We start from the raw sequence: 24,244 nt of genomic DNA, 5'->3' as shown, positions 1-24,244 counted from the left end.
GGGGCGCGCAGGCATACTGCGCGCCGTGAACGCCGATCCTGACGATTCCCTTTTCGGCCCCCTGGCCCCCGAGCGGCCGGGCGAATGGGCCCTGTCTCTGGCCGTGCCGGCCGACCCGGGACACCTCGACGAGCTGCTGGGCGATGGCCCGCACGGCCTGGCCCCCAGCTGGTCCGCCTTCTTCGACCACACCGGCACCGAAGGCCTGGCCGACCTGAACCGCCGCGCCGAGAACCTGCGGCGCCAGATCCGCGACAACGGCGTCACCTACAACGTCTACGCCGACGACAGTGGCCTGCAGCGGCCCTGGGCGCTGGACCTCTTTCCCATGATCCTGGGCCCGGGCGACTGGGCGCAGATCGAAGCCGGCGTGCTGCAGCGCGCGCGCCTGCTCAACGCCGTGATGGCCGATCTCTACGGCCCGCGCGAACTGCTGCAGCGCGGCCTGCTGCCCGCCGCCCTGGTGCAGGGCCACCCGGGCTACCTGCGCGCCATGCAGGGCGTGCGCCCGCGCGGCGGCACCTGGCTGCACATCGTCGGCTTCGACCTGGCCCACGGCCCCGACGGACGCTGGTGGGTGGTGGGCCAGCGCACCCAGGCGCCCTCCGGCCTGGGCTACCTGCTCGAGAACCGCATCGCCATCGGCCGCCAGTTCCCCAAGGCCTTCGCCGGCCTGCGGGTGCAGCGCCTGGCCGCCAGCTACCGCGCGCTCATGGACGGCATCAAGTCCCTGGCGCCCGAAGGCGAGAACGCGCGCATCGCCCTGCTCACGCCCGGTCCGTACAACGAAACCTATTTCGAGCACGCCTACCTGGCGCGCTACCTGGGCCTCACGCTGGTGGAAGGCAACGACCTCACCGTGCGCGACGAGCGCCTGTTCCTCAAGACCCTGGCGGGCCTGGAGCCGGTGCACGCCCTCATCAAGCGCGTGGACGACCCGTGGCTGGACCCGCTGGAGCTGCGCCCCGACTCCACCCTCGGCGTGCCCGGCCTGCTGCAGGTGCTGCGCGCCGGCCACCTGGTGCTGGCCAACGCGCCGGGCTCGGCGCCGCTGGAGTCGAGCGCGCTGCTCGGTTTCCTGCCCGCCATCAGCGAGCACCTGCTGGGCGAGCCGCTGGCCCTGCCCTCGCTGGCCACCTGGTGGTGCGGCGAAGACGCCGCGCTGCGCGGCGTGCTGCCCCTGCTCAGGGACGGCGTGATCAAGGCCACCTACCCCGGCGGCGGGTCCGACACCGTGATCGGCCAGGGCCTGACGCCGCGCGAGATCGACGAATGGACCGGCCGCCTGGTGCGCCAACCCGAGCAGCACACCGTGCAGTCCTGGCTGCCGCTCTCGCAGACCCCCACCTGGACGGGCGACCGGCTCATGCCACGCTCGGCCATGCTGCGCGTGTTCGCGCTGGCCGATGGCGCCGGTTCCTGGCGCGTGCTGCCCGGTGGCCTGGTGCGCCTGGCGCCGCGCGGCCAGCTGGTGGCCGCCATGCAGCGCGGCGGCAGCAGCGCCGACTGCTGGGTGCTCACCGACGGCGCGGTGGACCCCACCAGCCTGCTGAGCGGCCAGCCCAGCTCCTTCGCCATCGCGCAACAGAAGCAGCCCGTCACCAGCCGCGCGGCCGAAAACCTGTTCTGGCTGGGCCGCTACACCGAACGCGCCGAAAACACCGTGCGCCTGGCCGAAACCGTGCTCGACCAGCTCGACGGCGAGGAACCCGGCACGCAGGCCCTGCTGGCCTGGCTGACCGAGGTCTCGCGGGAGAACGCACTGGTGCTGGCCGACGTGCCCGACGCCCTGCACTCCTCGCGCGTGTTCGCGCGCTCCCTGATGGCCAACCTGGCGCCCCACCCGCAGGACCCGGCCGCCGCCAGCTCCTTCAGCGTGGGCTTCAACCTCGGCGCCCTGGCCAACGCCGCCGCGCAGGTGCGCGAGCGGCTGTCGCGCGAGCACTGGAACCTGATCGAGCGTCTGCGGACCGGCTTCGCGGCCGGCGCCGCGCGGCTGCTCGACAACGGCGACTTCAACACCGGCGGCGCGCAGCTGCTGCTGCAGGAGGCCAGCCAGCAGCTGGCCGCCATCACCGGCTCGCAGACCGACCGCATGGTGCGCGACGACGGCTGGCGCCTGCTGTCCATCGGCCGCCACATCGAGCGCCTGGCCACGCTGTCGCGCGCGCTGGCGCTGGGCCTGCAAACCGGCAGCGTGCATGAACCCGCCGGCTTCGAGGCCATGGTGGCGCTGTTCGACAGCACCATCACCTTCCACGCCCAGTACCAGCAGCGCCGCGACATGGTGGCGCTGATCGACCTGCTGGTGCTCGACCGCGACAACCCGCGCTCGCTGGCCTGGGTGGTGCAAACCCTGCGCGCGCGGCTGGCCCGTCTGGGTCAGAGCGTGGCGCCGCAGGACGCCGAACTCGCGCGCGGCCTGCCCGACCCGGCCGGCTGGCAGCTCGCCGAGCTGAGCAACTGGCAGCGCGACGCCGACGGCCGCCGCGTCTGGGGCGCGCTGCTGCGCGTGCTGGAAGACTGCGAGGCCGCGGCGGTCGAGCTCTCCGACGAGATCACGCGCCTGCACTTCAGCCACGCCGACCGGCGCAGCCAGACGCTGTCCATCTGAACGGCCATGAAACTCCGCGTCCTGCACCGCACCACCTATCGCTACCAGAGCGCGGTGGACATGGCGCAGCACATGCTGCACCTGAGCCCGCGCGCCAGCGCGCTGCAGCGCGTGCTGTCGCACCGCATCGCGATCGAGCCCGAGCCGGCCACGATGCACCAGAGCACCGACGCCTTCGGCAACCAGCGCCGCTTCTTCGCCCAGCAGGCGCCGCACGACACCTTGAGCGTGCTGGCCGACAGCACGGTGATGACCGCCGCGCCGCGCCCCCTGCCCGAAGACGCGCCCTGGCGTGGCATGACCTGGGAGCGCGTGCGCGAGCACTTCCGCTACCGCGTCAATGCGCCCTACGAGGCCGCGGCCGAGTTCCTGTTCGCTTCGCCCCTGGTGGAACGCGACGAGGCCTTCGTCCAGTGGGCGCGCCCGGCCTTCGCGACCGGCGCGCCGGTGCTGCAGGCGGCGCGCGCGCTCATGGAGCGCATCCACGGCGAACTGCAGTACGACAGCGCCAGCACCGAGGTCAGCACGCCGCCGCTGGAGGCCCTGGCCCAGGGCCGGGGCGTGTGCCAGGACTTCGCCCACATCATGATCGGCTGCCTGCGCAGCCTGGGGCTGCCCGCGCGCTACGTCAGCGGCTACCTGCTCACCCAGCCGCCGCCCGGCCAGCCGCGCCTCATCGGTGCCGACGCCTCGCACGCCTGGGCCGCCGTCTACGTACCGCGCGAGGACGGCGGCGACGGTGAGTGGTTCGACTTCGACCCCACCAACAACCGCTGCGGCTGGGGCAGCCCGGGCGAGGACTACGTGACCCTGGCCATCGGCCGCGATTTCAGCGACGTCTCGCCCATGCGCGGCGTCATCCAGGGCGGCGCCCAGCACACGCTGGACGTGGCCGTGACCGTGGCCCCGCCGGACGAGCTGGAAGGCCGTGACCTGGATACACCCACACAAGCGATGCCCGGCGCAACAGCGCCGCCTCCCTGATCCCTTCCGCCACGCGCGGGCCAACCCGTCGCTCAGGTGGGCACGCGGCCTGGCGATTCGTGAATTTTGGTTAAAGCCCCCGCCGGCAGTCCAGACGCCCTGGGCCCTCGCCTGATGTGATCGCGCGCTCGTGCCGCCGGCACGGGCGTTTCGGATCGCATCGGGGGGACGGGGCATGCACAGACATCACCTGTGGGAGGGGCTCAAGGCCGCGCGCAGCCGCGCCCAACATGGGTCGGGCCTTCTCGCCCTTGTGCTGCTCTTCGGTCAGCTGCCGACGGCCCAAGCCGCCTGCGACCCCAGCGTGAGCTGCTGCGCCGGTGCCCCCAGCACCGGCAGCCCCTGCGGCGGGGCGGGCGCGGCCACCCTGGGCAACACCTCGGGCGTGGACAGCGGCGCGGGCAACCCCCTCAATGTGCTGGGCGGCAACAAGTTCCAGCGCGAGGTGGACATGCCCGCGCTGCCCGGCGTGCTCGGCCTGGAACTCATCCGCTACTACAACAGCGCCGACACCGAGCGCCACCTGCTCGGGCGCGGCTGGCGCCTGAGCTACGAGACCACGCTGCGCGTGGGCACCGGTGCGCTGGCGGGCACGCTGGAAGTCGTGCAGGCCGATGGCACGCGCATCGCCTTCGCCCTGCCTCCAGACGAACGCCAAGGCCCAGGCCAGGGCCAAGGCGATCTCTACCGTGGCCTGAACCCGCTGCAAGGCCTGGTGCACCGACTGCACACGCCGCGCGGCAGCGAGTACCTCTGGCGCTGGGCCGACGGGCGCCAGCTGCGCTTCAACACCCGGGGCCAGCTGGAGCAGATCCGCGCGCCCAGCGGCGAATTCCTCAGCCTGCGCTACGACGGGCGTGGCTGGCTCAGCGAAGTGATCGACCCCGCCGGGCGGCGCCTGCGCCTGCATGTGCTGGACAAGGCCAGCGCCCAGGACCCGCAGCGCTACCGCGGCGTGCAGGGCATCGACACGCCCGTGGGGCGGTTTGTTTATGAACACGGCGGGCAACTGCCCGAGGGCTCCAGCGCCAGGCCCAGCGAGCCCATCGCCAACCTCAGCCAGGTCATCTATCCGGCGCAGGCGCCGAGTGAAGGTGGCGCGGCCTCGGAGATGCGCAGCCGCCGCTACCACTACGAAGACCCGCGCTTTCCGACGCTGCTCACCGGCATCAGCGCACAGCGGCTGAGCCGCCATGGCCAAGCCCGCAACGAGCGCCTAAACACCTGGGCCTACGACGAAGAGCGCCGCGCCGTGCTCAGCTTCAAGGGCGAACGCCCTTCGAGCACGACTGGTACGACTGGCACGGCGGTCGCCACGGGCCAGGATCAGGTGAGCCTGCAACACGGACCCACCGAGCACGGGCAGCGCACCACCGTGCTCGCCAACAGCCTGGGCCAGAGGACCGTCTACACCAGCACCACCATCGCCGGCGAGCCGCGCCTGCTGCAAGCCATCGGCCCGGGCTGCGCGAGTTGTACTCCGGGCAACCGGCGCTACGGCTACGACCGCGTGGGTCGGCTCATCGAAGAGACCACCCTCGACGAGAAGGGCCACCCCCTGCGCAGCACCCGCACCGAACGCGACGCCTACGGCCGCCCGGTCAAGGTCAGCACCATCACCTACCAGAACGGCAAAGCCCAACCAGCCCAATGGCGCGCGCGCTACGAGTACGCGGCCATCGATGCGAGCGATCCGTATGCGGTACCCAGCCCACAACCCGTGCTCATCGCCACGCCCAGCGTGGTCCCGGGCAAGGAGCGGCTCACCCGCATTGCCTACAACGCCGCGATGCAGCCTGTCGAGGTCACCGAAGAGGGCTTCAGCCCGGTCGACGAACAGGGTCAGTTCAATCCACAAGGGGTGGCCATCCGGCGCAGCACCACCTACGGCTACGCCCAGATCAACGGACGCAGCGTGTTATCGAGCGTCGATGGCCCCTTGCCCAACGGCCCGACCAGCCGACCCGAGGACTCGGACATCACCCGCTACGAATGGGACGCGCGCGCCGACCACCTGCAGCGCATCGTGCGCCCCGGCCCACGACCCCTGGATGTGCACCGCGAGCCCGAGAGCGGGCGCATCGTCGGCCTCAGCGGGCCGGATGGGCTGAGCCTGCCACTGCCCCAGCCGGTGCCAGTCTGGGACGCGCCCCAGCAGAGCGCAGCGCCCAACGCGGACCTGAACGGCCACGCAGGCCTAAGCGGCCGCGCGGACCTTCTCATCGAGCACGACCCCTGGGCCCGGCCCGTGGCCTGGCGAACGGTGGCAGGGGCAGCCTCAGGGACAGCGTCAGGCGACGACAGTGAAGCGCTGCTCAGCGCCACCTGGGGCCCACCGGGCAGCGTGGCCGAGTCCAGCGTGCTCGGCTTCGCCACCCCCCACGCCCAGGCCCAGCGCCGGCTCGACGACTTCGCTCGCGTCGTGGCCATCCGCCACCCCGGCCAAGGCTGGCAGTTCGCGCGCCACGACGAGGCCGGGCGTCTCCTCCTGACCATCGACCCCAGAGGCGCACGCCAGCGCGCCCGCTGGGACCTGGCGGGGCGGCTCGTGCGCCTGGAGCGCTTCGCTCCCGGTGCTGAGGCCGGCACCACCGCAGAGCAAGTCATCGAGCGCCGCTACGAGCATGAGCGCCTTGCCGAAGAACGCATCAGCGACAAGTACGGTCAACGCATCACCCGCCTGAGCTACGACGAACGCGGCGCCCTGGCCAGCGAAACCCTGCGCATCGAGCCCGCCGGGGCACTGCGGGCCGCCTTGCCCGAGCCCATCCAGTTGAGCCTGGCCTACCGCCGCGAAGCGGACGGGCGCCTGAGCCGCACGCTCACCGGTGCCGATGGGCGCCGCCTGGGCATCGCGTACCTACCCAGCGATGCACCGCTGGATGGACCACTGTCCAGGCCGCTGGGTGGGCCGGTCACCCGCATCCGCACCGAAGGCGCGCTGCCGGCCTGGCTCGGCGGCGGGCGCGACATCGTGCGCGACATCCGCTGGCAGGACCTGGGGGCGCTGCGCTACGCCACGGCCATCACCCATGGGGACGGCAGCGTCGACCGCTTCGAACCCGTCCCGCCACCGGCACAGCCAGAGACCAGCCGAAGCGGCCTCGCCGGGAGCGACACGGCGTCCTGGCTCGCCCCGCCGGGGCAAGAACACGACAGCGCGGGCCTACCCAGCCGCATCAGCACCAGCCAAGGCGTTCAGCGCCTGCACTGGAACGCGGCCGGACAGCTCGAACGAACCGAGAGAGAAGACGGCGGCCACAGCGACTACCTCTACGACGCGCGCGGGCGCCGCGTCATCCAGCTCGTGAGCGAGGCCAAGGGCCAGGTCCTCGCCAGCCTGAGCCTGTACGAAGACAGCCGCCTCGTGGCCGAAGCCGACGCCCAGGGCCGCTTGACGTATGCCCACGTCCACCTGGGCTACCGCCCCGTGGCGCAGATCCCGCTGCAGCCCGCCAGCGCCTGGCAGCGCTTCACCGCCTGGCTGCTCGGCCCAGAAGCCCGCCACCTGCACACCACGCGCGCCGGGCGCGTGCTCAGCGTGAGCGAGCAGGGGCGGACCGTCTGGCGCGACGGCGAACGAGGCGCGGAGCGAGGCGCAGGGCCGTCCGAAGGACCAGACGAAAGGCGCGACGACGGCCAGTCGCCCCGCATCCACCAACCCCTGCGCTACGTCGGCCAGGTCCACGACGCCGACAGCGGCCTGAGCTACCACGGCGCGCGCTTCTTCGAGCCGACACAAGGCCGCTTCATCAGCCCCGACCCAGCCGGCATCGCCGACGCCATCAACGATCTGCCCGCGGGCCTGCTGCTGGACCTCTACGCCTACGCGGGCGGGCGCCCCGACGCGTACTTCGATCCCGATGGCGCGGCGCGCATCCGCTACTTCGCCATCACCACCGACGCCAAAGACAAGGCGCTGGGCATCGACCAGGGCTTCGTCAAGGCGCGCTGGGCCTTCATCGTCGACGACGTGCAGGGCGGCGGGGACGCCAGTGCGCTGGGCCAGAAGCGCAATGAGTACGCGCGGGCGGCCAGTGCCTTGCTCGTGGACGTCGGAGGCAACTTCCTGGGCGGTGGGCAAGCCGCCAGCGCCTGGGGCGGCGCGGACAACCCCATGGCGGCGGACTTCTTCCAGCACTACGGCGAGGCGCTCATCGCCATTCCCGAATTCACCATCGACAACATGAGCGACGACGACGCCACCGCCTTGATCGCCAGCTACATCCAGGCCGATCGGGAACAGGTCTTTGGGCGATCGTGTCCGTCGCGCGCGGCGCTGCTGCCGCCGATTCGGTTCGCGCCAGGGGAGACAGACATCCACGTCGATCGCGAGAAGGAGCCGCCGCTGACGGGCCTGCCGGGCAACCAGGCCAACGCCCAGCGCATCCTCAACTGCAATCGCCCCACGACCTTGCCCGTGGCGTATGCCAACGACGAGGAGCGGCGGCGCATCGCCAAGTACGAAGCCGCAGCGGAGCTGCAGGAATCTCCCGCGACGTCCGCCATCTACAAGGACTGCTCGGCCAACAACGGCTGCCGCAGCAACACCGCCATCAAGATCAACGGGCACGAGTACTACGCCAGCTATGGGCGCACACAGTTCGTGGTGGAGACGTTTCTCAGAACGCTCAGGACGATGGCCAAGGGCTTGAGCGCGCAACAACGCCACCAATTGCGCCTGGATCAGCCCGTGCGACTACCGAATGGCTCGATGGGAACCATGTTGGATATGGTGGGGATTGCGAATGAGCGTGCTACGGCAACTGCAAACGTCCTCAAAAAAATCCGGAGTTCGAAAACCGGTTTCGGAAGTGGCCTTGCTGCACAGCAGGCAAACCAGGTGTGGAACTCTTTGTCTGAGCAAGAGCATTCGAAATTTCAAAATGAAACGGGTTTGAATCAGTCTGAATTCGTCGACATGCTTGGTTTCATCCCGGAGGGGCGGGCTCGCACAGAAGCCGAAGCAAGAAACGCCTTCGCGGCAGCGGCTGCGACGCGCATACTTGACGGCGACGGGCAGTCAAGTTTCGCAGAATGGCTGATGTGGTTGTACTCCAGTCAAGATGAATATGGTTTTGTCTCCAAAACATTCCTTAAAAATAATCTGTCAGTGGTGATGGACGCATCTTCGCTTCGCGGTCATTTTTTGAACAAGGAAGCACCGGGGTCCATTGCATATCATCAGCGTCAGCGCGAAATTGAGATTGATTTGGCTCAGCGTGTGGCGGCAATGCACAACTGGGGGAGTGTTCGCCGAATCACTATGCCAAGAATGGAACTCTCGCCTGGAGTGCAGAGTTATGTGGATGAATTCACACGGCTTAAAGGGCGGGGCGACTGGAATGCTTTGCGATGTGGCGAAGAATTGACGCGTGTGACCGGGCTTGAAATGCAGCCGTTGAAGCTGAATTGAAATGAGAAAAGTTTTTGTACTGATGCTGGGTGGATTGGCAATTGTTGCTCTTGAAACAGAGGCTGCAGCGCAGGTCTCCCTGGACCTAGTAATGGAGCCGCCGACATGCAAGACGCCTCCTGCAAAGCGACCCAAACTTCACGCCGAACGAGGATCGGAGTCCAAGGGCGCGATCGAGACCGGCTGGTATTCACCCTTGGTGGCCGACTTCAACGGCGATGGATGGTGCGATTTCGCGTGGGCTGTTCCATATCCAATGAACTCGAAAATGGAATCCTACTTTTTGGATGAAATCATGACGCTGGGTGGTCCAAAAAGATGGCGGCCGCCTTTGAAAGAAACGGGTGCAACGCTGTTTGGTTCGGATTTCAGAGTTTCTCCAGACCAGAACGTGGACCTCACTGAGGTCACCATGATTTACCCGAAGTCCGGTGGAGCACCTTACGTACTCGGGATCGGTCCGGATGGTCTGGAGTATGTGGCCCTAGGTTGCCGAGAATACGTTTCCGTCCACCGCTGGGACAACGAAGTCGATGCCTTCAAGAAGGTCGATGACGTGACCCGCGACGCCGTTATCACTTTCTATTACTCGACCGTAGGCCAGCGATGCGATCGGTCAAAAAAGTGATCGATACGGCTGCGCGACATGGGCGGCGCCAACGCCCTCACGCAGGTGCTCTACGACCCGCGCGGCAGCTTCCTCGGCTCCTCCGCCAACCCGCTGGGCGCCTCGTCCAAGGCGTATGCGCAGTGGAATTCGTCCCAGCCGAAGGCCCAGGACACCGTGCAGGCCTTCGTTGCCCACTACGTCAACGACATGCTCTCGCCCGACAGCTTCACGCAAGAGATCGACGATGCCGCCGCCCTGCAGCTGCTGGAGGACCTGCAGACCTTCGGTGACGTCACGCGCAAGTACACCGCGGCGGCGTGCTCCGGTGGCAACGCGGCGGCAGGCGTGGCCGACGACCAGCTCGTGCTGCCGAGCGTGAAGCTGCGCGGACTCACGCTCTCGCCGGGTGGTATCGCAGGCATCAACGACGAGCCGGGTGGTCAGCGCATCGACCAGGGCACGGACAGCTTGACGTGCCAGCAGGCGATGACGCCCGAGCGCGCGTTCCAGCGGCTCAAGCGCGCGGTGCAGATCAAGGAGTCCGGCGGGATGGACTGCAGCAAGACGGGCTGCGCTGCGTTGGCGCAGAACCCCGCGGGCACACCGGCCAGCTACGGCTCCACCCAGTTCGTGGTCTCCACCTTTGTGGACCGAATGCTGACGTTCTCGGATGTGCGCAAACCCAGCACGAACCAGAACCTGGTCTATCAAGCCTTGTTCAACAGCCAGGCGAATTTGAACGACGAGGAGAAGAAGGCCTTGGGGTTGATCGATGCGCAGGGGCAGGACACGGGATTGAGACAGCGCTTGGACCAGGCGCTGCAGCGTGCCGTCTACGTCCTCGGTGGAACCTACAAGGGAAAACGTATTGTGGGTTGGAGAACCCGTTTGACGGCGAACACGCCGATCGACCCCGCCAGCGACAGCCAAGTGCAGCAGTTCGCCAAGGAAACAGGCTTCAGCCATACGCCCGGCAGCACGAGCAGTGAGGCGTACGGTATGTACGTCAGGATGGTGAAGTGGGCGAAGATGTTTGATTTGATGAATGAGCTTCGCAAGACCGCCAGAGGAAGCCCCGATGAAGCCTATGCATTGCTGAGAAAAGAAAGCCTTAAGGAGCAGGCGCAAGGTGTTGCCACGACAAAGGAACAGCAATTCGATGCGCTGCTGGCCAATCTGCGGATCACGCGCGACGGGTTTCGTCTCTACCTGAAGCAGCCTGCGAACTGGAACGAAGGTTGGCAGGGCTTTGCCTCGGCCGCCGTCTTCACGGACAAAACGCTTAAGGCGGTGCTATTAGATGCGCCAAGTGCCTTGTTCAAGAGCCGACAGAAATTCGATCTGATCTCCGACCGCGAGATTCGATGGAAGTACGCGGCGTACAGGATCAAGTACCCCGATGAGACGGAAGAGGACATCGTGGCGCGCATCGGCTACTTCCATAACGCGGGTTCGGACGCCACGACCTTGTCGATGGCGCGGAACTTTGAGTATGCGAAGGGATTGGTGGGCATCTGGAGCGATACCGCCAAGATGCCCTGCGACGTCATGAACGCGCCACGACTGGCACTCGACCCCATCAAACCGAAGCAATAGGAGAAGCGTAATGACACAAGCTGGTTGGATAGCGATCGCCACGACGTTGTTGATCGTTGCCTCGGGACCCGTGCAGGGGCAGGAGCCATCAAACCCTTCGAACACCGAAGCCACGGGGTTGACGATCGATCTGCCCGCGTGCAGACGGGACATGAAAGCTTGGAAGTTGTTTTCTCCGGGAAAACTCGATTTTGACCCGAGACTATGGAACGACCCCTATTTCAAGAAACGGATCAAAGAGTCCGATGCGCGATGGCGCAAGGAGGATGTCATCGACGTGACTTGGGTGGACGTCGACGGTGATGGCTGGTGCGATGCGATCGTCTCGAGCGAAAAGGAGCCGTACGGAAACGTGAAGGGCAAGCCCATATTGCTGTTCCAACCGCGAGAAATCCATTTGCGAACAGCGCAGGGCTTCAAGCCCTTTGGGGGAGGAAAACGCTCGATTGACTACGAAGGCAGCTCTTTCACGGTTTACTGGGACACCGAATCCCACTCCGCCGCCATCTACTCGCGCATATGGCAAGGCAATCTCATTGCGGGGCTGGGGCCCGGCGACGACGCCTTTCATTTCCGCCAGATGATGCGCGCCTCGTTCGCCGCTCACAAAGCCGGCAACGTCGATGAAGAGAGTCAGTACGCCACCGAGGTCGAGCCCTTCCTCTATACCTCCAGGTACCTGCCCCGCGCGGTGGTCAAGCGCATCTGGGCCGAGGAGGCCCAACGTGCAGGGGTGGATTTGGCGTTTCCTTACGCCGATTGAGCGTCGAGGTGTTGGGCCCAGCCAAAGAAGCCGCGGCGTGTCCCTCGCACGCAGCCATCCATCACGCCCATGGGGCGCCACTAGAATGGCCCGCTCTTTTTCGCCATTCCCATTCCCTAGGAGCGACCGATGAGCGCACTCGCCAAGCTCAAGCAACTGGGCATCACCCTGCCCCCCGTGGCCACCCCAGCCGCCGCCTATGTGCCCTTCGTGCAGACCGGCCAGCTGGTGTTCATCAGCGGCAACATCGCCCGCAAGGACAACAAGGCCTGGGTCGGGCAGCTGGGCCTGACCATGGAAACCGACGAGGGCAAGGAGGCCGCGCGCAGCGTCGCCATCGCCCTCATGGGCACGCTGCAGGCCGCCTGCCAGGCCTCGGGCAAGACGCTGGACGACGTCAAGCGCATCGTCAAGGTCATGAGCCTGGTCAACAGCGCCCCCACTTTCACCGAACAGCACCTGGTCACCAACGGCTGCAGCGAGCTGCTGGGCGAGGTCTTCGGCGACGCCGGCCTGCACGCGCGCAGCGCCTTCGGCGTGGCGCAGCTCCCCATGGGGGCCTGCGTGGAGATCGAGTTGATCGCGGAGCTGAACTGAGGCTCGGCGCCTGAGGTTCAGCGTTGGCGGCGCGCGTTCGCGCGCCGCACCTGCCGGCTCTGGCCGGCGGCTTGCTTCGCCTTCTCCCGTTCCGCGCGCCGCTGGGTGAAGTACCTCGTGGCGTAGCGGGACACGGCGAACGCCAGCACCCCAACCGCGACCGCGATCACCACGCCGGTGAGTTCGCCAGATGGCATCGTTTCACTCCTGGGGCCCGCCCACGGCGCGCCCATAACCCGACAGAAATGCCTCGAAGCGCGCCAGCTCCTCGTCGAGCGCGCGCTTGAAGGCGGCGTCGTGCGGCGCCCGGCCCGACACGAAGCCCAGCTCGCGCACCAGGCGCCCGCGCTCCAGGCGCAGATTGGCCCAGCCCAGCACCTGTTCTCCCCACAGCAGCGGCAGCGCGTAGTGGCCCATGGTGCGCCGGGGCGCGGGCAGGTAGGCCTCGAAGCGGTAAGCCCAGCCCCACAACATTTCGAAGCGGCGGCGGTCCCACACCACGGGGTCGAAGGGCGCGAGCAGTCGCAGGCCTGTCCCATCCGGCTGGTGGCGGCGCGAGGCGGGGTTTTCGTCGGCCGGCCAGAACCAGGTGGTACCGTCGACCACCGCGTGGCCGTAGCGCGTGCGCGCGGCCGTGGCCACGGCGCGGGCCTCGGCCGCGAGCTGCGGCGCGCCGTAGCGCAGCAGCGTGACCAGGTAGCCGAGGCTGGGCGCGGGCAGCGGCGCGTAGAGGTTCACGATGGTGTCGACCAGCGCCTCGGCGCGCGCCCGCCGCGCGGCGGGACTGTCGTCCTGCACGGCGTGCTCCATGGCCTCGTACAGCCGCGTGCCGCCTTCGCGCCGGCGCACGCGCAGCCAGCCGTGGTAGTGCATGTGGTCCAGCAGGCGCGTGCTGGCGTTCAGGTCGCCGCCCCAGTAGCCGGCCACGCGGCCGTGGTGGGCGAAGGCCTCGCCCACCTCGCGCGGGTGCGCCAGGCCGCGCTCGCGCACGAAATCGAGCACGGCCCGCGCGCGCTGGGTGGTGTCGGCGTCCCAGGCCTGGCGCGGCGTGCGCGGGTGCAGCAGGGCCAGCATGCCGCGCGGCACGAAGCCGTAGTTGACGAAGGCGTCTTCCTCCAGGCCCAGGCGCTCGTAGCGGCGCTCCAGGTCGCCCGCGCGGTAGTCGCGCACGCGCTGGAACAGGATGAGGTCCTGCGCGCGCGCCGGCGCGCGCATGGGGTCGGCCTGCACGAAGCCCAGCCGGCGCACCGCGGCCGGCAGCGCCAGCGGCCTGAACAGGCTGCGCGCGATCGCGTGGCGGCGCAGCGCGTCGAGGGTCAGGGGCTTGGCCATCGGCAACGGAAGGAACCGGTGTGGCCGCGCGGCTTACTCGACCCGCGTGACCCGCGAAGGTTTGAAACCCAGGTCCGCCGCCTTGCCCTTGCGGCCGCGCGCGGCGCGGGCGTTGTTCAGGCTGCGGATCTCCAGCGTTTCCTCGCGCTCCTTGCCGCCGCGGCCGACGCCTTCGATCTTCACGCTGCGGATGTAGGCGGCGGCGCCGGCCAAGGTGTCCTTGGGCTCCAGGTCGATCAGCATGAGGCCGCGGCCGCCCTTGTCCATCTGCTTGAGTTCGGTGATCTCGAAGGTGAGGATGCGCCCGCCCGTGGAGGCGCAGCACACGTGCGTGGCCGGCACCAGCGGCTGACCGCCTGAGGAGAAGGCCGCGTGCGAGGGCGCGCAGGGCGTCTCGCCCTCGCCCAGGCTGATGAAGGTCTTGCCGCCGCGCTGGCGCGACACCATGGACTCCACCGTGGCGATGAAGCCGTAGCCGCCGCTGCTGGACAGCAGCAGCGCCGCGTTCGCCGGTCCCGCGAAGTAGTGCAGCGGCTGGGTGCCGCTTTCCAGGTCGATCAGCGTGGTGACGGGCTGGCCGTCGCCGCGCGCGCCGGGCAGGCTGGCCACGGGCACCGAATAGACGCGGCCGTTGCTGCCGATCACGATGAGCACGTCCACCGTGCGGCATTCGAAGGTGCCGTACAGGCCGTCGCCGGCCTTGAAGGCGAAGGCCGAGGCCTCGTGGCCGTGGCCGGTGCGCGCGCGCACCCAGCCCTTGCTGGACACCACCACGGTGACCGGCTCGTCCACCACCTTGATCTCGGCCACGGCCTTCTTCTCCGCCTGGATCAGCGTGCGGCGCTCGTCGGCGAAGGCCTTGGTGTCGGCCTCGATCTCCCTGACCATCAGGCGCTTGAGGCTCGCGGGGTTGGCGAGGATGTCCTCCAGCTTCGCCTGTTCCTCGCGCAGGTTCTTGAGTTCCTGCTCGATCTTGATCGCCTCCAGCCGCGCGAGCTGGCGCAGGCGGATTTCGAGGATGTCCTCGGCCTGGCGGTCGCTGAGCCGGAAGGCCTCGATCAGCGCGGCCTTGGGCTCGTCGCTGTGGCGGATGATGCGGATCACCTCGTCGATGTTGAGCAGCACGAGCTGCCGGCCTTCGAGGATGTGGATGCGGTCCAGCACCTTGTCGAGGCGGTGCTGGGAGCGGCGCTTGATGGTGGTCTGGCGGAATTCGATCCACTCCACCAGCATCTGCCGCAGCGATTTTTGCACCGGCCGGCCGTCGAGCCCGATCACCGTGAGGTTGATCGGCGCCGAGGTTTCCAGGCTGGTGTGCGCCAGCAGTTGCGTGATGAGCTCCTGCTGCTCGATGCGGCTGCTCTTGGGCTCGAACACCAGGCGCACCGGCGCGTCCTTGCTGGACTCGTCGCGCACGCCGTCGAGCACCGCGAGGATGCTGGCCTTGAGCTGGTTCTGCTCCTGCGTGATCGCCTTCTTGCCGGTCTTGAGCTTGGGGTTGGTGAGCTCTTCGATCTCTTCCAGCACCTTCTGCGTGCTGGTGCCCGGCGGCAGCTCGGTCACCACCATCTGCCACTGGCCGCGCGCCAGGTCCTCGATCTTCCAGCGCGCGCGCACCTTGAGGCTGCCGCGGCCGCTGCGGTAGGCGTCGGCGATGTCGCCGGCCGGGCTGATGATCTGGCCGCCGCCCGGGTAGTCGGGGCCGGGCACCAGGGCGAACAGCTCTTCGTCGCTGAGCCTGGGACTCTTGATCAGCGCCACGCAGGCCTCGGCGACCTCGCGCAGGTTGTGGCTGGGCACCTCGGTGGCCAGGCCCACGGCGATGCCGCTGGCGCCGTTGAGCAGGTTGAAGGGCAGGCGCGCGGGCAGCTGCCGCGGCTCGGTGGTGGAGCCGTCGTAGTTGGGCACGAAGTCCACCGTGCCCTCGTCGATCTCGTCGAGCAGCAGGCCGCTGATCTTGGCCAGGCGGGCCTCGGTGTAGCGCATGGCCGCGGCGCCGTCGCCGTCGCGCGAGCCGAAGTTGCCCTGGCCGTCGATGAGGGGGTAGCGCTGCGCGAAGTCCTGCGCCATGCGCACCAGGGCGTCGTAGGCGGCCTGGTCGCCGTGCGGGTGGAAGCGGCCGAGCACGTCGCCGACCACGCGCGCGCTCTTGACCGGGCGCGCGGCCGCGTTGCCGCTGTAGCCCAGGCCCATGCGCTCCATGCTGTAGAGGATGCGCCGCTGCACCGGCTTCTGGCCGTCGCACACGTCGGGCAGCGCGCGGCCCTTGACGACGGACAGCGCGTACTCGAGGTAGGCGCGCTGGGCGTAGGCCGCCAGGCTGTCGTCGGGTTCGGCCGCGGGCGCCAGCGGCAGTTCGGGGGTGTTCACATCAGACATCAGATATCCACCTCCACGGCGTCACCGTGAAGTTCCATGAGTTCGCGCCGCGCCGCGGCTTCGCCCTTGCCCATCAGCTGGGTGATGCGCGCCTCGGTGGTGGCGAAGTCGTGCGCGCCCAGGGTGACGGGCAGCAGGCGGCGGGTGTCGGGGTTGAGCGTGGTGTCCCAGAGCTGCTCGGCGCTCATCTCGCCCAGGCCCTTGAAGCGGCTGACCTGGCATTTCTCGGCCGGCACGCCTTCCTTGGCGGCCTTGTCGAGCGCGGCGTGCAGCTCGCCCTCGTCCAGCGCGTACACCTTGGCCGCGGGCTTCTTGCCGCGCGCGGGAATGTCCACGCGGAACAGCGGCGGGCGCGCCACGTAGACGTTGCCCGATTCGATCAGCTTGGGGAAATGGCGGAAGAACAGCGTCAGCAGCAGCACCTGGATGTGCGAGCCGTCGACGTCGGCGTCGGACAGGATGCAGACCTTGCCGTAGCGCAGGCCGCTCAGGTCGGGCGAGTCGTTGGGGCCGTGCGGGTCGACGCCGATGGCGACCGCGATGTCGTGGATCTCGTTGTTGGCGAACAGGCGGTCACGCTCCACCTCCCAGGTGTTGAGCACCTTGCCGCGCAGCGGCAGGATGGCCTGGCATTCCTTGTCGCGGCCCATCTTGGCGCTGCCGCCGGCCGAGTCGCCCTCGACCAGGAAGATTTCGTTGTGGCTGAGGTCGCGGCTTTCGCAGTCGGTGAGCTTGCCGGGCAGCACGGCCACGCCGCTGCCCTTGCGCTTCTCCACCTTCTGGCCCGCGCGCTGGCGCGTCTGCGCCGCCTTGATGGCCAGTTCGGCCAGCTTCTTGCCGTGTTCCACGTGCTGGTTGAGCCAGAGCTCCAGCGCAGGCCGCACGAAGCTGGACACCAGGCGCACCGCGTCGCGCGAGTTCAGGCGCTCCTTGATCTGGCCCTGGAACTGCGGGTCGAGCACCTTGGCCGAGAGCACGTAGCTGGCGCGCGCGAACACGTCCTCGGGCAGCAGCTTCACGCCCTTGGGCAGCAGGGCGTGCAGCTCGATGAAGCTCTTGACCGCCTGGAACAGGCCGTCGCGCAGGCCGCTGTCGTGCGTACCGCCGGCGCTGGTGGGGATGAGGTTGACGTAGCTCTCGCGCACGGGCGCGCCGTCCTCGGTGAAGGCCACGCACCAGGCGGCGCCCTCGCCCTCGGCGAAGCTGTCGTGGCCGGCCTCGGCGAAGCCCTCGCCCTCGAACATGGGGATCACCGGATCGGCGGTGAGCGTCTGCTGCAGGTAGTCGCGCAGGCCGCCCTTGTACTGCCAGGTCTGCGTCTCCTTCGTCTTCTCGACCACCAGCTGCATGGTCACGCCAGGCATGAGCACGGCCTTGCTGCGCAGCAGGTGCACCAGCTCGTTCATGGGCAGCGCGGCCGATTCGAAGTACTTCGCATCGGGCCAGGCGCGCACCGAGGTGCCCTGCTTGCGGTCGCCCTCGCCGCGCGGCGCCACGGCCAGCGGCTCGATCACGTCGCCGCCGGAGAAGGCCAGGCGCGCCACCTGGCCGTCGCGAAAGCTGGTGACCTCCAGCCGTTTGGACAGCGCGTTGGTCACGCTCACGCCCACGCCGTGCAGGCCGCCCGAAAAGCTGTAGGCGCCGCCCTTGCCCTTGTCGAACTTGCCGCCCGCGTGCAGGCGGGTGAACACCAGTTCGACCACCGGGGCCTGTTCCTCGGGGTGCAGGCCGAAGGGAATGCCCCGGCCCTCGTCTTCCACGCCAACCGAACCGTCGGCGTGCAGCGTGACCTTGATCTTCTTGCCGAACCCCGCCAGCGCCTCGTCGGCCGCGTTGTCCAGCACTTCCTGAATGATGTGCAGCGGGTTGTCGGTGCGGGTGTACATGCCCGGCCGCTGCTTGACCGGCTCCAGCCCCTTGAGGACGCGGATGGAGCCTTCCGAATAGGTGGAGGGGGTGCTTGCCATGGGCGCGGATTGTAGGGGCGGACGGCGAAAACCACTGGATGGATTCCCAGCCCTTCTGTCGGCGCGGGCCGGCGATGCCCTGCGCGCAACAAAAACGCGCAGAAATTTCAATCGCCCCTGCCTCCCCCGCGACGCCCGGGGCGAATGGCCCTTGGGCACAATCCGCCGATGACCTCCGCCACTCCGGGCGCGCCGCGCCTCTCCGCCACCCAGGTCCTGCTCTGCGGGGCCCTGATCGTCACCTTGTCCATGGGCATCCGCCACGGCTTCGGCCTGTGGCTGCAGCCCATCACCCAGGCCCAGGGCTGGACGCGCGAGACCTTCGCCTTCGCGCTGGCGGTGCAGAACCTGGCCTGGGGGGTGTTCGGCATCTTCGCCGGCATGGCGGCCGACCGCTTCGGCGCCTTCCGCGTGCTGCTGGTGTGCGCCGGCCTGTATGCCCTGGGCCTGGCGGGCATGGCGCTGTCCACGTCCACCCTGTCGTTCGCGCTCACCACGGGGGTGCTGATCGGCGCGGCCCAGGCCGGCACCACCTACGCCGTCATCTACGGCGTGATCGGCCGCCAGATCGCGGCCGAGCGCCGCTCCTGGGCCATGGGTGTGGCCGCGGCCGCCGGCTCCTTCGGCCAGTTCCTCATGGTGCCGGTGGAAGGCTGGCTGATCGCGGGGCTGGGCTGGCAGAACGCGCTGCTGGTGCTGGCGGTGGCGGTGCTGCTGATCGCGCCGCTGGCCATGGGCCTGCGCGAGCCCGGTTTCGCGGGCAGCGCGCCGGCCAGGCGCGAGCAGACCATCGCCCAGGCCCTGCGCGAGGCCTTCCAGTACCGCAGCTTCCAGCTGCTGATGGCGGGCTATTTCGTCTGCGGCTTCCAGGTGGTGTTCATCGGCGTGCACATGCCCAGCTACCTCAAGGACAACGGGCTGTCGCCCCAGGTGGCCAGCTACGCGCTCGCGCTCATCGGCCTGTTCAACGTCATCGGCACCTACGCCGCTGGCGCGCTGGGCCAGCGCATCGCCAAGCGCCACATCCTGGCCTTCATTTACCTGGCGCGCGCGCTCGCCATCGCCGGCTTCCTGTGGGCGCCGCTCACGCCCCTGAGCGTGTACGTGTTCTCCTCGGTGATGGGCCTGCTGTGGCTGTCCACCATCCCGCCCACCAACGCCACCGTGGCGCAGATCTTCGGCGTGGCCCACCTGTCCATGCTGGGCGGCTTCGTCTTCTTCAGCCACCAGATCGGCAGCTTCCTGGGCGTGTGGCTGGGCGGCTACCTCTACGACCGGACCGGCAGCTACGACATCGTCTGGTACATCGCCATCGCCCTGGGCGTGTTCGCGGCCATCGTGAACCTGCCGGTGCGCGAGGCGCCGATCCTGCGCGGGCCACGGCGCGTGGGAGCCAGCGCATGAACATGGACCCCCACGCTCCGCCGCTGTGCGGGTCGCTGCCCCCCGGGGGGGCTGAGCCGCCTTCGGGCGGCCGGGCGGCGGCTCGGCTGTGGCAGCGCGGCCTGGTCTGGACCGCGGCGCTCGCGGGCCTGCTGGCCACGTTCGCCCTGTACCAGCGGCCCGACTTCCTCGTGGACCTCGCCGACCGGCTCTGGAGCTGCTTCTGATGCACGGCACGCCAGCGCCATCGGCCTGGGTACGGCGCTGGTCCCACCTGGTGCCGGCGGGCGGTGCGGTGCTGGACGTGGCGTGTGGCCACGGACGCCACCTGCGCTGGTTCGCGCAGCGCGGCCACCCGGTGACGGGCGTGGACCGGGACCCCGAGGCCATCGCCGCCATCCAGGGACTGGGCCGCGCCGTGCAGGCCGACATCGAGAACGGCCCCTGGCCTTTCGAGGGCCAGCGATTCGCCGGCGTGGTGGTCACCAACTACCTGTGGCGCTCGCTGATGCCCCGCCTCCTGGACAGCGTGGCCGAGGGCGGCGTGCTGATCTACGAGACCTTCGCCATCGACCACGCCAGCGTCGGCAAGCCCTCGCGGCCCGACTTCCTGCTGCGCCCCGGGGAACTGCTCACGGCCGCCAGCGGTCTTCGCATCGTGGCCTATGAAGACGGTTTCTGCGCGGCCCCCGACCGCTTCGTGCAGCGCCTGGCGGCGGTGCGCGAAACCCGTTCCCGCGAGGCAGCACCCGCTCGGTACCCCCTGGATGCCGCTGGGTAGAATGCTCCGCTTATCCGCCCCTCGAGGGCGTCCAGCGCGCGCCCGGCCGCGCTGACACACCGATCCGCCATGCAAATGATCACCGGCAGCATCGTGGCCCTGGCCACCCCGTTCAACCCCGACGGCAGCGTCGACTACCCCGGCCTTCGCAAGCTGGTCGACTGGCACATCGCCGAAGGCACCGACTGCATCGGCGTGGTCGGCACCACGGGCGAATCGCCCACGGTCACGGTGGAAGAGCACTGCGAAATCATCCGCGTCGCGGTGGAGCAGGCCAACAAGCGCGTGCCCATCATGGCCGGCTGCGGCGCCAACTCCACGGCCGAGGCCATCAACCTCGCCAAGTTCGCGCGCGGCGTGGGGGCCGACTGCCAGCTGCAGGTGGTGCCTTACTACAACAAGCCCACGCAGGAAGGCCAGTTCCAGCATTTCAAGGCCATCGCCGAGGCCACGGGCGACCTGCCCATCGTGCTCTACAACGTGCCCGGCCGCACCGTGGCCGACATGCAGCTCGACACCGTGCTGCGCCTGAGCCAGGTCAAGGGCATCGTCGGCATCAAGGAAGCCACCGGCAACATCGAGCGTGCCCAGTGGCTCATCCGCGAGGCGCCGGCGAACTTCGCCATCTACTCGGGCGACGACCCCACCGCCGTCGCCCTCATGCTCTGCGGCGGCCACGGCAACGTGAGCGTCACCGCCAACATCGCGCCGCGCGCCATGCACGAGCTCTGCGTGGCCGCCGTCGCGGGCGACGCGAAGCAGGCCATGGCCATCCAGAAGCGCCTGCTGCCCCTGCACAAGCAGCTCTTCTGCGAATCCAACCCCATTCCGCTCAAGTGGGCCATGGCCCGCCTGGGCCTGTGCGGCGAGACCATGCGCCTGCCGCTCACGCCCATGTCGCGCCAATACGTGCCGCAGGTCGAAGCCGCGCTGCGCGAGTCCGGCCTGCTGAGCTGATTCCCCCCATCCACCGATGCCCCGCCCTTCCATGCCTTCGTCCGCCGTCCGCACCGTGAGCCAACTCCATCGCCTGGGCCTGATCGCGTGCGCCGCGCTGCTCGCCACGGGTTGTTCCATCCTCAAAGAGGACAAGATCGACTACAAGACCGCGCAGGAAGGCAAACGGCTGGACGTGCCGCCCGACCTGACGCAGCTCAGCCGCGAGTCGCGCTACGTGGTGCCGGGCTCGGCCGTCACGGCCAGCGGCTTCCAGGCCGGCCAGGCCAATGCCGCCGCCGCGCAGGGCAGCGGCACCGCCACCGTGGAGGTGGGCGACGTGCGCATCGAACGCGCCGGTTCGCAGCGCTGGCTGGTGGTCAACCGCCCGGCCGGCCAGCTGTGGGGGCCCATCCGCGACTTCTGGCAGGAGAACGGCTTCCTGCTCGAAACCGACCAGGAAACCCTGGGCATCATGGAAACCGACTGGGCCGAGAACCGCGCCAAGCTGCCGCAGGACATCATCCGGCGCACCATCGGCCGCCTGTTCGACAGCCTCTATTCCACCGGCGAGTACGACAAGTTCCGCACCCGCCTGGAGCGCAGCGCCAGCGGTGGCACCGAGATCTACATCACCCACCGCGGCATGGTCGAGGTCTACACCAACCAGCGCGAGAACCAGACCGCGTGGCAGCCCCGCCCGGCCGACCCGGAGCTCGAAGCCGAGTTCCTGCGCCGCCTGATGGTCAAGCTCGGCGTGAGCGAGACCCAGGCCCAGGCCGTGGCCGCCACCGCGCCCGCGAAGTCACAGGCCGCGCGCGTGACCACGGTGAACAACCGGCCCGCGCTGCAATTCGACGACAACTTCGACCGCGCCTGGCGCCGCGTGGGCCTGTCGCTGGACCGCAGCGGCTTCACGGTGGAAGACCGCAACCGCAGCGAAGGCACCTACTTCGTTCGCTACGTGGAACCGGCCAAGCCGGGTGAGAAGCCCGGCTTCTTCGCCCGCATGTTCGGCGCCGACGACAAGCAGCCCACGCCGCAGCGCTACCGCATCGTCGTCAAGAGCGAGGCCGAGCTGACCACGGTGTCGGTGCTCGACGCGCAGGGCCAGCCCGACGCGTCGGCGAACGCGCAGCGCATCGTTCAGCTGCTCGCCGCGGATCTGTAAACACCCCCGCCGCGCGTCGCGCGCGGCCTTACAGGCCCAAGGTGGTCGGCGCGAAGGCCGGCCGCCCCTTCATCCACCACTCGTCCAGGCGCTCGTGCAGCGCCACACGGCGCTCGGGCGCGCGGCTGGCCACCAGGCTGCAGCGCACCGGGTCCAGTCGTTCCAGCGTCCAGTCCGCGGTCCAGAACACGCCGGGCAGTTCGTGCGGCGAGGCCTGGGGCACGGCGTGGGCCTCGATCAGGTGGGACCAGGTGGTGCGCCAGGCCGTGAAGCGCGGGTGCAGCGTGCGCAAGGCGCTGAAGTCGCGCGCCAGCAGGCGCATGCGGCGCCCCCGCTGGGCCCAGGCGTTCAGCCCCGCGATGACCGAGCGCTCCCCGAGCGGCCAGTCGGCGAAGTCATCGTCCACCAGCCAGAGCATCGGCCAGGCCTGCGAGGCCGCCACGCCAATGGCCTGGCGCACCGCGTCGGCGAAGGCCACGCGGCCGACCAAGCGGCCCTCGGGCAGTTCCACCGGATCGGGCGCGGGGCTGTCGCGGGCTTCGGTGTCGGGCATGGGCCTCCCTCGCTCACTCGGGTTCGTGGTGCAGCCAGCCGGCCGCGAACCAGTCGGCCAGCACGGCCAGGGCCTCGGCGCTCGCGCTCCGGGTATCGCCCGCGCTCAAGCGTCGCTGGTCGGCCAGGCGGCGCATGAGGCGCGCGTCGGCGCCACCGGCGCGCAGGCCTTCCCCATTGATGAACACGTGGCGGTCGTCGTACATCATGCGCGTGCGCCGATCCAGCCGCAAGGCGCCGGGCGTCCAGGCGCCGGCGGGCTCGTCGAACCAGGTGTGGGGCTTGGGCTCGGTCATCACCTCGCCCAGGGCCAGCGCCAGCGCATCGCGCTCGCCCAGCAGGCGCTGCAGCGCGTCGGCCGCGAAGGCCTGCAGGCCCTCGGGCAGCCGGGCGGGCTGCGCGGTGGCGGCCTGCGCCGGGTCGCGGTAGAGGGTGTCGTCCTCCAGGGCATCGGCCATGCGCTGCAGCAGTTCGCCGGCCAGACCGCCGCGCTGCGGCGCGCGAAAGCCGATCGAGCAGGTCATGCAATCACCGCCCACGGCCTCGCCGTCGTGCGCCCAGCGCGGGGGCAGGTAGAGCATGTCGCCGGGCTCCAGCACGAACTCTTCTTCGGGCTCGAAGTGCTGGAGGATCTTGAGCGGCACGCCGGGCCGCAGGCTCAGGTCCTTCTGGCGGCCGATGCGCCAGCGCCGCCGGCCCGTGGCCTGCAAGAGGAAGACGTCGTAGCTGTCGAAATGCGGGCCCACGCCGCCGCCCTCGCTGGCCCAGGACACCATGAGGTCGTCCAGCCGCGCGTCGGGCACGAAGCGGAAGCGCTGCAGCAGCGCGTGCGCGGCGTCGCTGTGCAGGTCCACGCCCTGCACCAGCAGCGTCCAGCGCGGCCGGTTCTGCGGCGGCAGCGCACGCCGCGCGAACGGGCCGTGGCGCAAGCCCCAGCCGGCGCGGGCGTGCTCGACGAGCCGCGACTCGACACCCTCCCGCCCGGCCAACTCGAACAGGGCGGCGCGCGCCAGCGGCGGCTGGAAGCCGGGGATGGCCTGGCGGATCAGCAAGGGCTTCTTCTGCCAGTGGCGGCGCATGAAGCGCTCGGGGCTGAGGCCGCCGAGCAAGGCCAGCGGTTCGTCGGACAGGGGGGCGGGCCTCGGGCCGGTGTTGGGGCTCAT

General features: G+C 69.2%; 18 protein-coding genes. 12 read left to right on the top strand and 6 right to left on the bottom strand.

From position 1 onward, the window contains the following. The first annotated feature begins 25 nt into the window (after window positions 1–25). The 7 genes from JNX00_RS06935 (at window position 26) to JNX00_RS06905 (ending at window position 12,580) form a co-directional block, all read left to right on the top strand. Window positions 26–2,614: a circularly permuted type 2 ATP-grasp protein gene (locus JNX00_RS06935; RefSeq protein ID WP_070398775.1), complete on the top strand. Its 2,589-nt coding sequence runs from the start codon at window positions 26–28 to the stop codon at window positions 2,612–2,614. Window positions 2,615–2,620: 6 nt separating this feature from the next. Then, window positions 2,621–3,598, top strand: a complete 978-nt coding sequence (locus tag JNX00_RS06930; protein WP_204744487.1) for a transglutaminase family protein — start codon at window positions 2,621–2,623, stop codon at window positions 3,596–3,598. 175 nt (window positions 3,599–3,773) lie between these two features. Next, complete coding sequence (locus JNX00_RS06925) at window positions 3,774–9,014, top strand: DUF6531 domain-containing protein (protein WP_204744486.1); 5,241 nt, start codon at window positions 3,774–3,776, stop codon at window positions 9,012–9,014. 1 nt (window position 9,015) lies between these two features. Further along, window positions 9,016–9,642, top strand: coding sequence for an FG-GAP repeat protein (locus tag JNX00_RS06920; protein WP_204744485.1), 627 nt, complete (start codon window positions 9,016–9,018; stop codon window positions 9,640–9,642). A gap of 18 nt (window positions 9,643–9,660) precedes the next feature. Then, window positions 9,661–11,220 (top strand): hypothetical protein, encoded by a 1,560-nt coding sequence (locus JNX00_RS06915; protein ID WP_204744484.1) that lies wholly within the window; start codon window positions 9,661–9,663, stop codon window positions 11,218–11,220. Between the two features lie 10 nt (window positions 11,221–11,230). After that, on the top strand, window positions 11,231–11,983 hold the full coding sequence (locus tag JNX00_RS06910; RefSeq protein WP_204744483.1) for a hypothetical protein: 753 nt from the start codon (window positions 11,231–11,233) through the stop codon (window positions 11,981–11,983). A 129-nt stretch (window positions 11,984–12,112) separates the two neighbouring features. Further along, window positions 12,113–12,580: a RidA family protein gene (locus JNX00_RS06905; protein ID WP_070398778.1), complete on the top strand. Its 468-nt coding sequence runs from the start codon at window positions 12,113–12,115 to the stop codon at window positions 12,578–12,580. Window positions 12,581–12,597: 17 nt separating this feature from the next. Here JNX00_RS06905 and JNX00_RS06900 read toward each other — a convergent pair whose 3' ends face one another. Genes JNX00_RS06900 through JNX00_RS06885 form a run of 4 tightly spaced genes read right to left on the bottom strand, consistent with a single transcriptional unit; the run spans window position 12,598 to window position 18,258 of the window. After that, on the bottom strand, window positions 12,598–12,777 hold the full coding sequence (locus tag JNX00_RS06900) for a hypothetical protein (protein ID WP_139147020.1): 180 nt from the start codon (window positions 12,775–12,777) through the stop codon (window positions 12,598–12,600). A 4-nt stretch (window positions 12,778–12,781) separates the two neighbouring features. Beyond that, window positions 12,782–13,912 (bottom strand): crosslink repair DNA glycosylase YcaQ family protein, encoded by a 1,131-nt coding sequence (locus JNX00_RS06895; RefSeq protein WP_204744482.1) that lies wholly within the window; start codon window positions 13,910–13,912, stop codon window positions 12,782–12,784. A gap of 33 nt (window positions 13,913–13,945) precedes the next feature. After that, window positions 13,946–16,291: a DNA topoisomerase IV subunit A gene (gene parC, locus JNX00_RS06890; protein WP_204744481.1), complete on the bottom strand. Its 2,346-nt coding sequence runs from the start codon at window positions 16,289–16,291 to the stop codon at window positions 13,946–13,948. Beyond that, window positions 16,291–18,258 carry a DNA topoisomerase IV subunit B gene (locus tag JNX00_RS06885; protein WP_204744480.1) on the bottom strand — a complete coding sequence of 656 codons (1,968 nt, stop codon included), beginning with the start codon at window positions 18,256–18,258 and terminating at the stop codon, window positions 16,291–16,293. Before JNX00_RS06885 ends, parC begins: the two co-directional genes overlap by 1 nt. 168 nt (window positions 18,259–18,426) lie before the next feature. Between JNX00_RS06885 and JNX00_RS06880 the strand changes: the two genes are divergently transcribed. From JNX00_RS06880 to bamC, 5 genes are all read left to right on the top strand, one after another. Next, window positions 18,427–19,662: an MFS transporter gene (locus tag JNX00_RS06880; RefSeq protein ID WP_204744479.1), complete on the top strand. Its 1,236-nt coding sequence runs from the start codon at window positions 18,427–18,429 to the stop codon at window positions 19,660–19,662. Continuing rightward, the gene (locus JNX00_RS06875) at window positions 19,659–19,868 is read left to right on the top strand and encodes a hypothetical protein (RefSeq protein ID WP_139147021.1); all 210 of its coding nucleotides are present in this window, start codon (window positions 19,659–19,661) and stop codon (window positions 19,866–19,868) included. Before JNX00_RS06880 ends, JNX00_RS06875 begins: the two co-directional genes overlap by 4 nt. Further along, complete coding sequence (locus tag JNX00_RS06870; protein ID WP_204744478.1) at window positions 19,868–20,422, top strand: class I SAM-dependent methyltransferase; 555 nt, start codon at window positions 19,868–19,870, stop codon at window positions 20,420–20,422. The genes JNX00_RS06875 and JNX00_RS06870 overlap by 1 nt, the downstream gene beginning before the upstream one ends. A gap of 69 nt (window positions 20,423–20,491) precedes the next feature. After that, window positions 20,492–21,379, top strand: a complete 888-nt coding sequence (dapA, locus tag JNX00_RS06865) for a 4-hydroxy-tetrahydrodipicolinate synthase (protein WP_070398786.1) — start codon at window positions 20,492–20,494, stop codon at window positions 21,377–21,379. A gap of 55 nt (window positions 21,380–21,434) precedes the next feature. Beyond that, window positions 21,435–22,529 (top strand): outer membrane protein assembly factor BamC, encoded by a 1,095-nt coding sequence (bamC, locus tag JNX00_RS06860; protein ID WP_204744477.1) that lies wholly within the window; start codon window positions 21,435–21,437, stop codon window positions 22,527–22,529. A gap of 28 nt (window positions 22,530–22,557) precedes the next feature. Here the strand turns inward: bamC and JNX00_RS06855 are convergent, their stop codons facing one another. Together JNX00_RS06855 and JNX00_RS06850 are read right to left on the bottom strand one after the other, a co-directional pair. After that, window positions 22,558–23,082 carry a hypothetical protein gene (locus tag JNX00_RS06855; RefSeq protein WP_204744476.1) on the bottom strand — a complete coding sequence of 175 codons (525 nt, stop codon included), beginning with the start codon at window positions 23,080–23,082 and terminating at the stop codon, window positions 22,558–22,560. 13 nt (window positions 23,083–23,095) lie between these two features. Further along, window positions 23,096–24,244: a cupin domain-containing protein gene (locus JNX00_RS06850; protein WP_070398789.1), complete on the bottom strand. Its 1,149-nt coding sequence runs from the start codon at window positions 24,242–24,244 to the stop codon at window positions 23,096–23,098.

The organism is Hydrogenophaga sp. YM1 (assembly GCF_016903055.1).
Lineage (GTDB): Bacteria > Pseudomonadota > Gammaproteobacteria > Burkholderiales > Burkholderiaceae_C > Hydrogenophaga > Hydrogenophaga borbori.
The sequence above is the reverse complement of the archived record's forward strand: the minus strand, read 5'-3'. Positions and strand labels throughout refer to the sequence as shown.

Bases quoted from the DNA above. Each gene is read 5' to 3' on its own strand.
- JNX00_RS06920 (WP_204744485.1), top strand. From the start codon at position 9,016: ATGAGAAAAGTTTTTGTACTGATGCTGGGTGGATTGGCAATTGTTGCT.
- JNX00_RS06875 (WP_139147021.1), top strand. From the start codon at position 19,659: ATGAACATGGACCCCCACGCTCCGCCGCTGTGCGGGTCGCTGCCCCCC.
- JNX00_RS06885 (WP_204744480.1), bottom strand. From the start codon at position 18,258: ATGGCAAGCACCCCCTCCACCTATTCGGAAGGCTCCATCCGCGTCCTC.
- JNX00_RS06855 (WP_204744476.1), bottom strand. From the start codon at position 23,082: ATGCCCGACACCGAAGCCCGCGACAGCCCCGCGCCCGATCCGGTGGAA.
- JNX00_RS06870 (WP_204744478.1), top strand. From the start codon at position 19,868: ATGCACGGCACGCCAGCGCCATCGGCCTGGGTACGGCGCTGGTCCCAC.
- parC (WP_204744481.1), bottom strand. From the start codon at position 16,291: ATGTCTGATGTGAACACCCCCGAACTGCCGCTGGCGCCCGCGGCCGAA.
- JNX00_RS06905 (WP_070398778.1), top strand. From the start codon at position 12,113: ATGAGCGCACTCGCCAAGCTCAAGCAACTGGGCATCACCCTGCCCCCC.
- JNX00_RS06895 (WP_204744482.1), bottom strand. From the start codon at position 13,912: ATGGCCAAGCCCCTGACCCTCGACGCGCTGCGCCGCCACGCGATCGCG.
- dapA (WP_070398786.1), top strand. From the start codon at position 20,492: ATGCAAATGATCACCGGCAGCATCGTGGCCCTGGCCACCCCGTTCAAC.
- JNX00_RS06880 (WP_204744479.1), top strand. From the start codon at position 18,427: ATGACCTCCGCCACTCCGGGCGCGCCGCGCCTCTCCGCCACCCAGGTC.
- JNX00_RS06925 (WP_204744486.1), top strand. From the start codon at position 3,774: ATGCACAGACATCACCTGTGGGAGGGGCTCAAGGCCGCGCGCAGCCGC.
- JNX00_RS06915 (WP_204744484.1), top strand. From the start codon at position 9,661: ATGGGCGGCGCCAACGCCCTCACGCAGGTGCTCTACGACCCGCGCGGC.
- JNX00_RS06900 (WP_139147020.1), bottom strand. From the start codon at position 12,777: ATGCCATCTGGCGAACTCACCGGCGTGGTGATCGCGGTCGCGGTTGGG.
- JNX00_RS06910 (WP_204744483.1), top strand. From the start codon at position 11,231: ATGACACAAGCTGGTTGGATAGCGATCGCCACGACGTTGTTGATCGTT.
- JNX00_RS06850 (WP_070398789.1), bottom strand. From the start codon at position 24,244: ATGAGCCCCAACACCGGCCCGAGGCCCGCCCCCCTGTCCGACGAACCG.
- JNX00_RS06930 (WP_204744487.1), top strand. From the start codon at position 2,621: ATGAAACTCCGCGTCCTGCACCGCACCACCTATCGCTACCAGAGCGCG.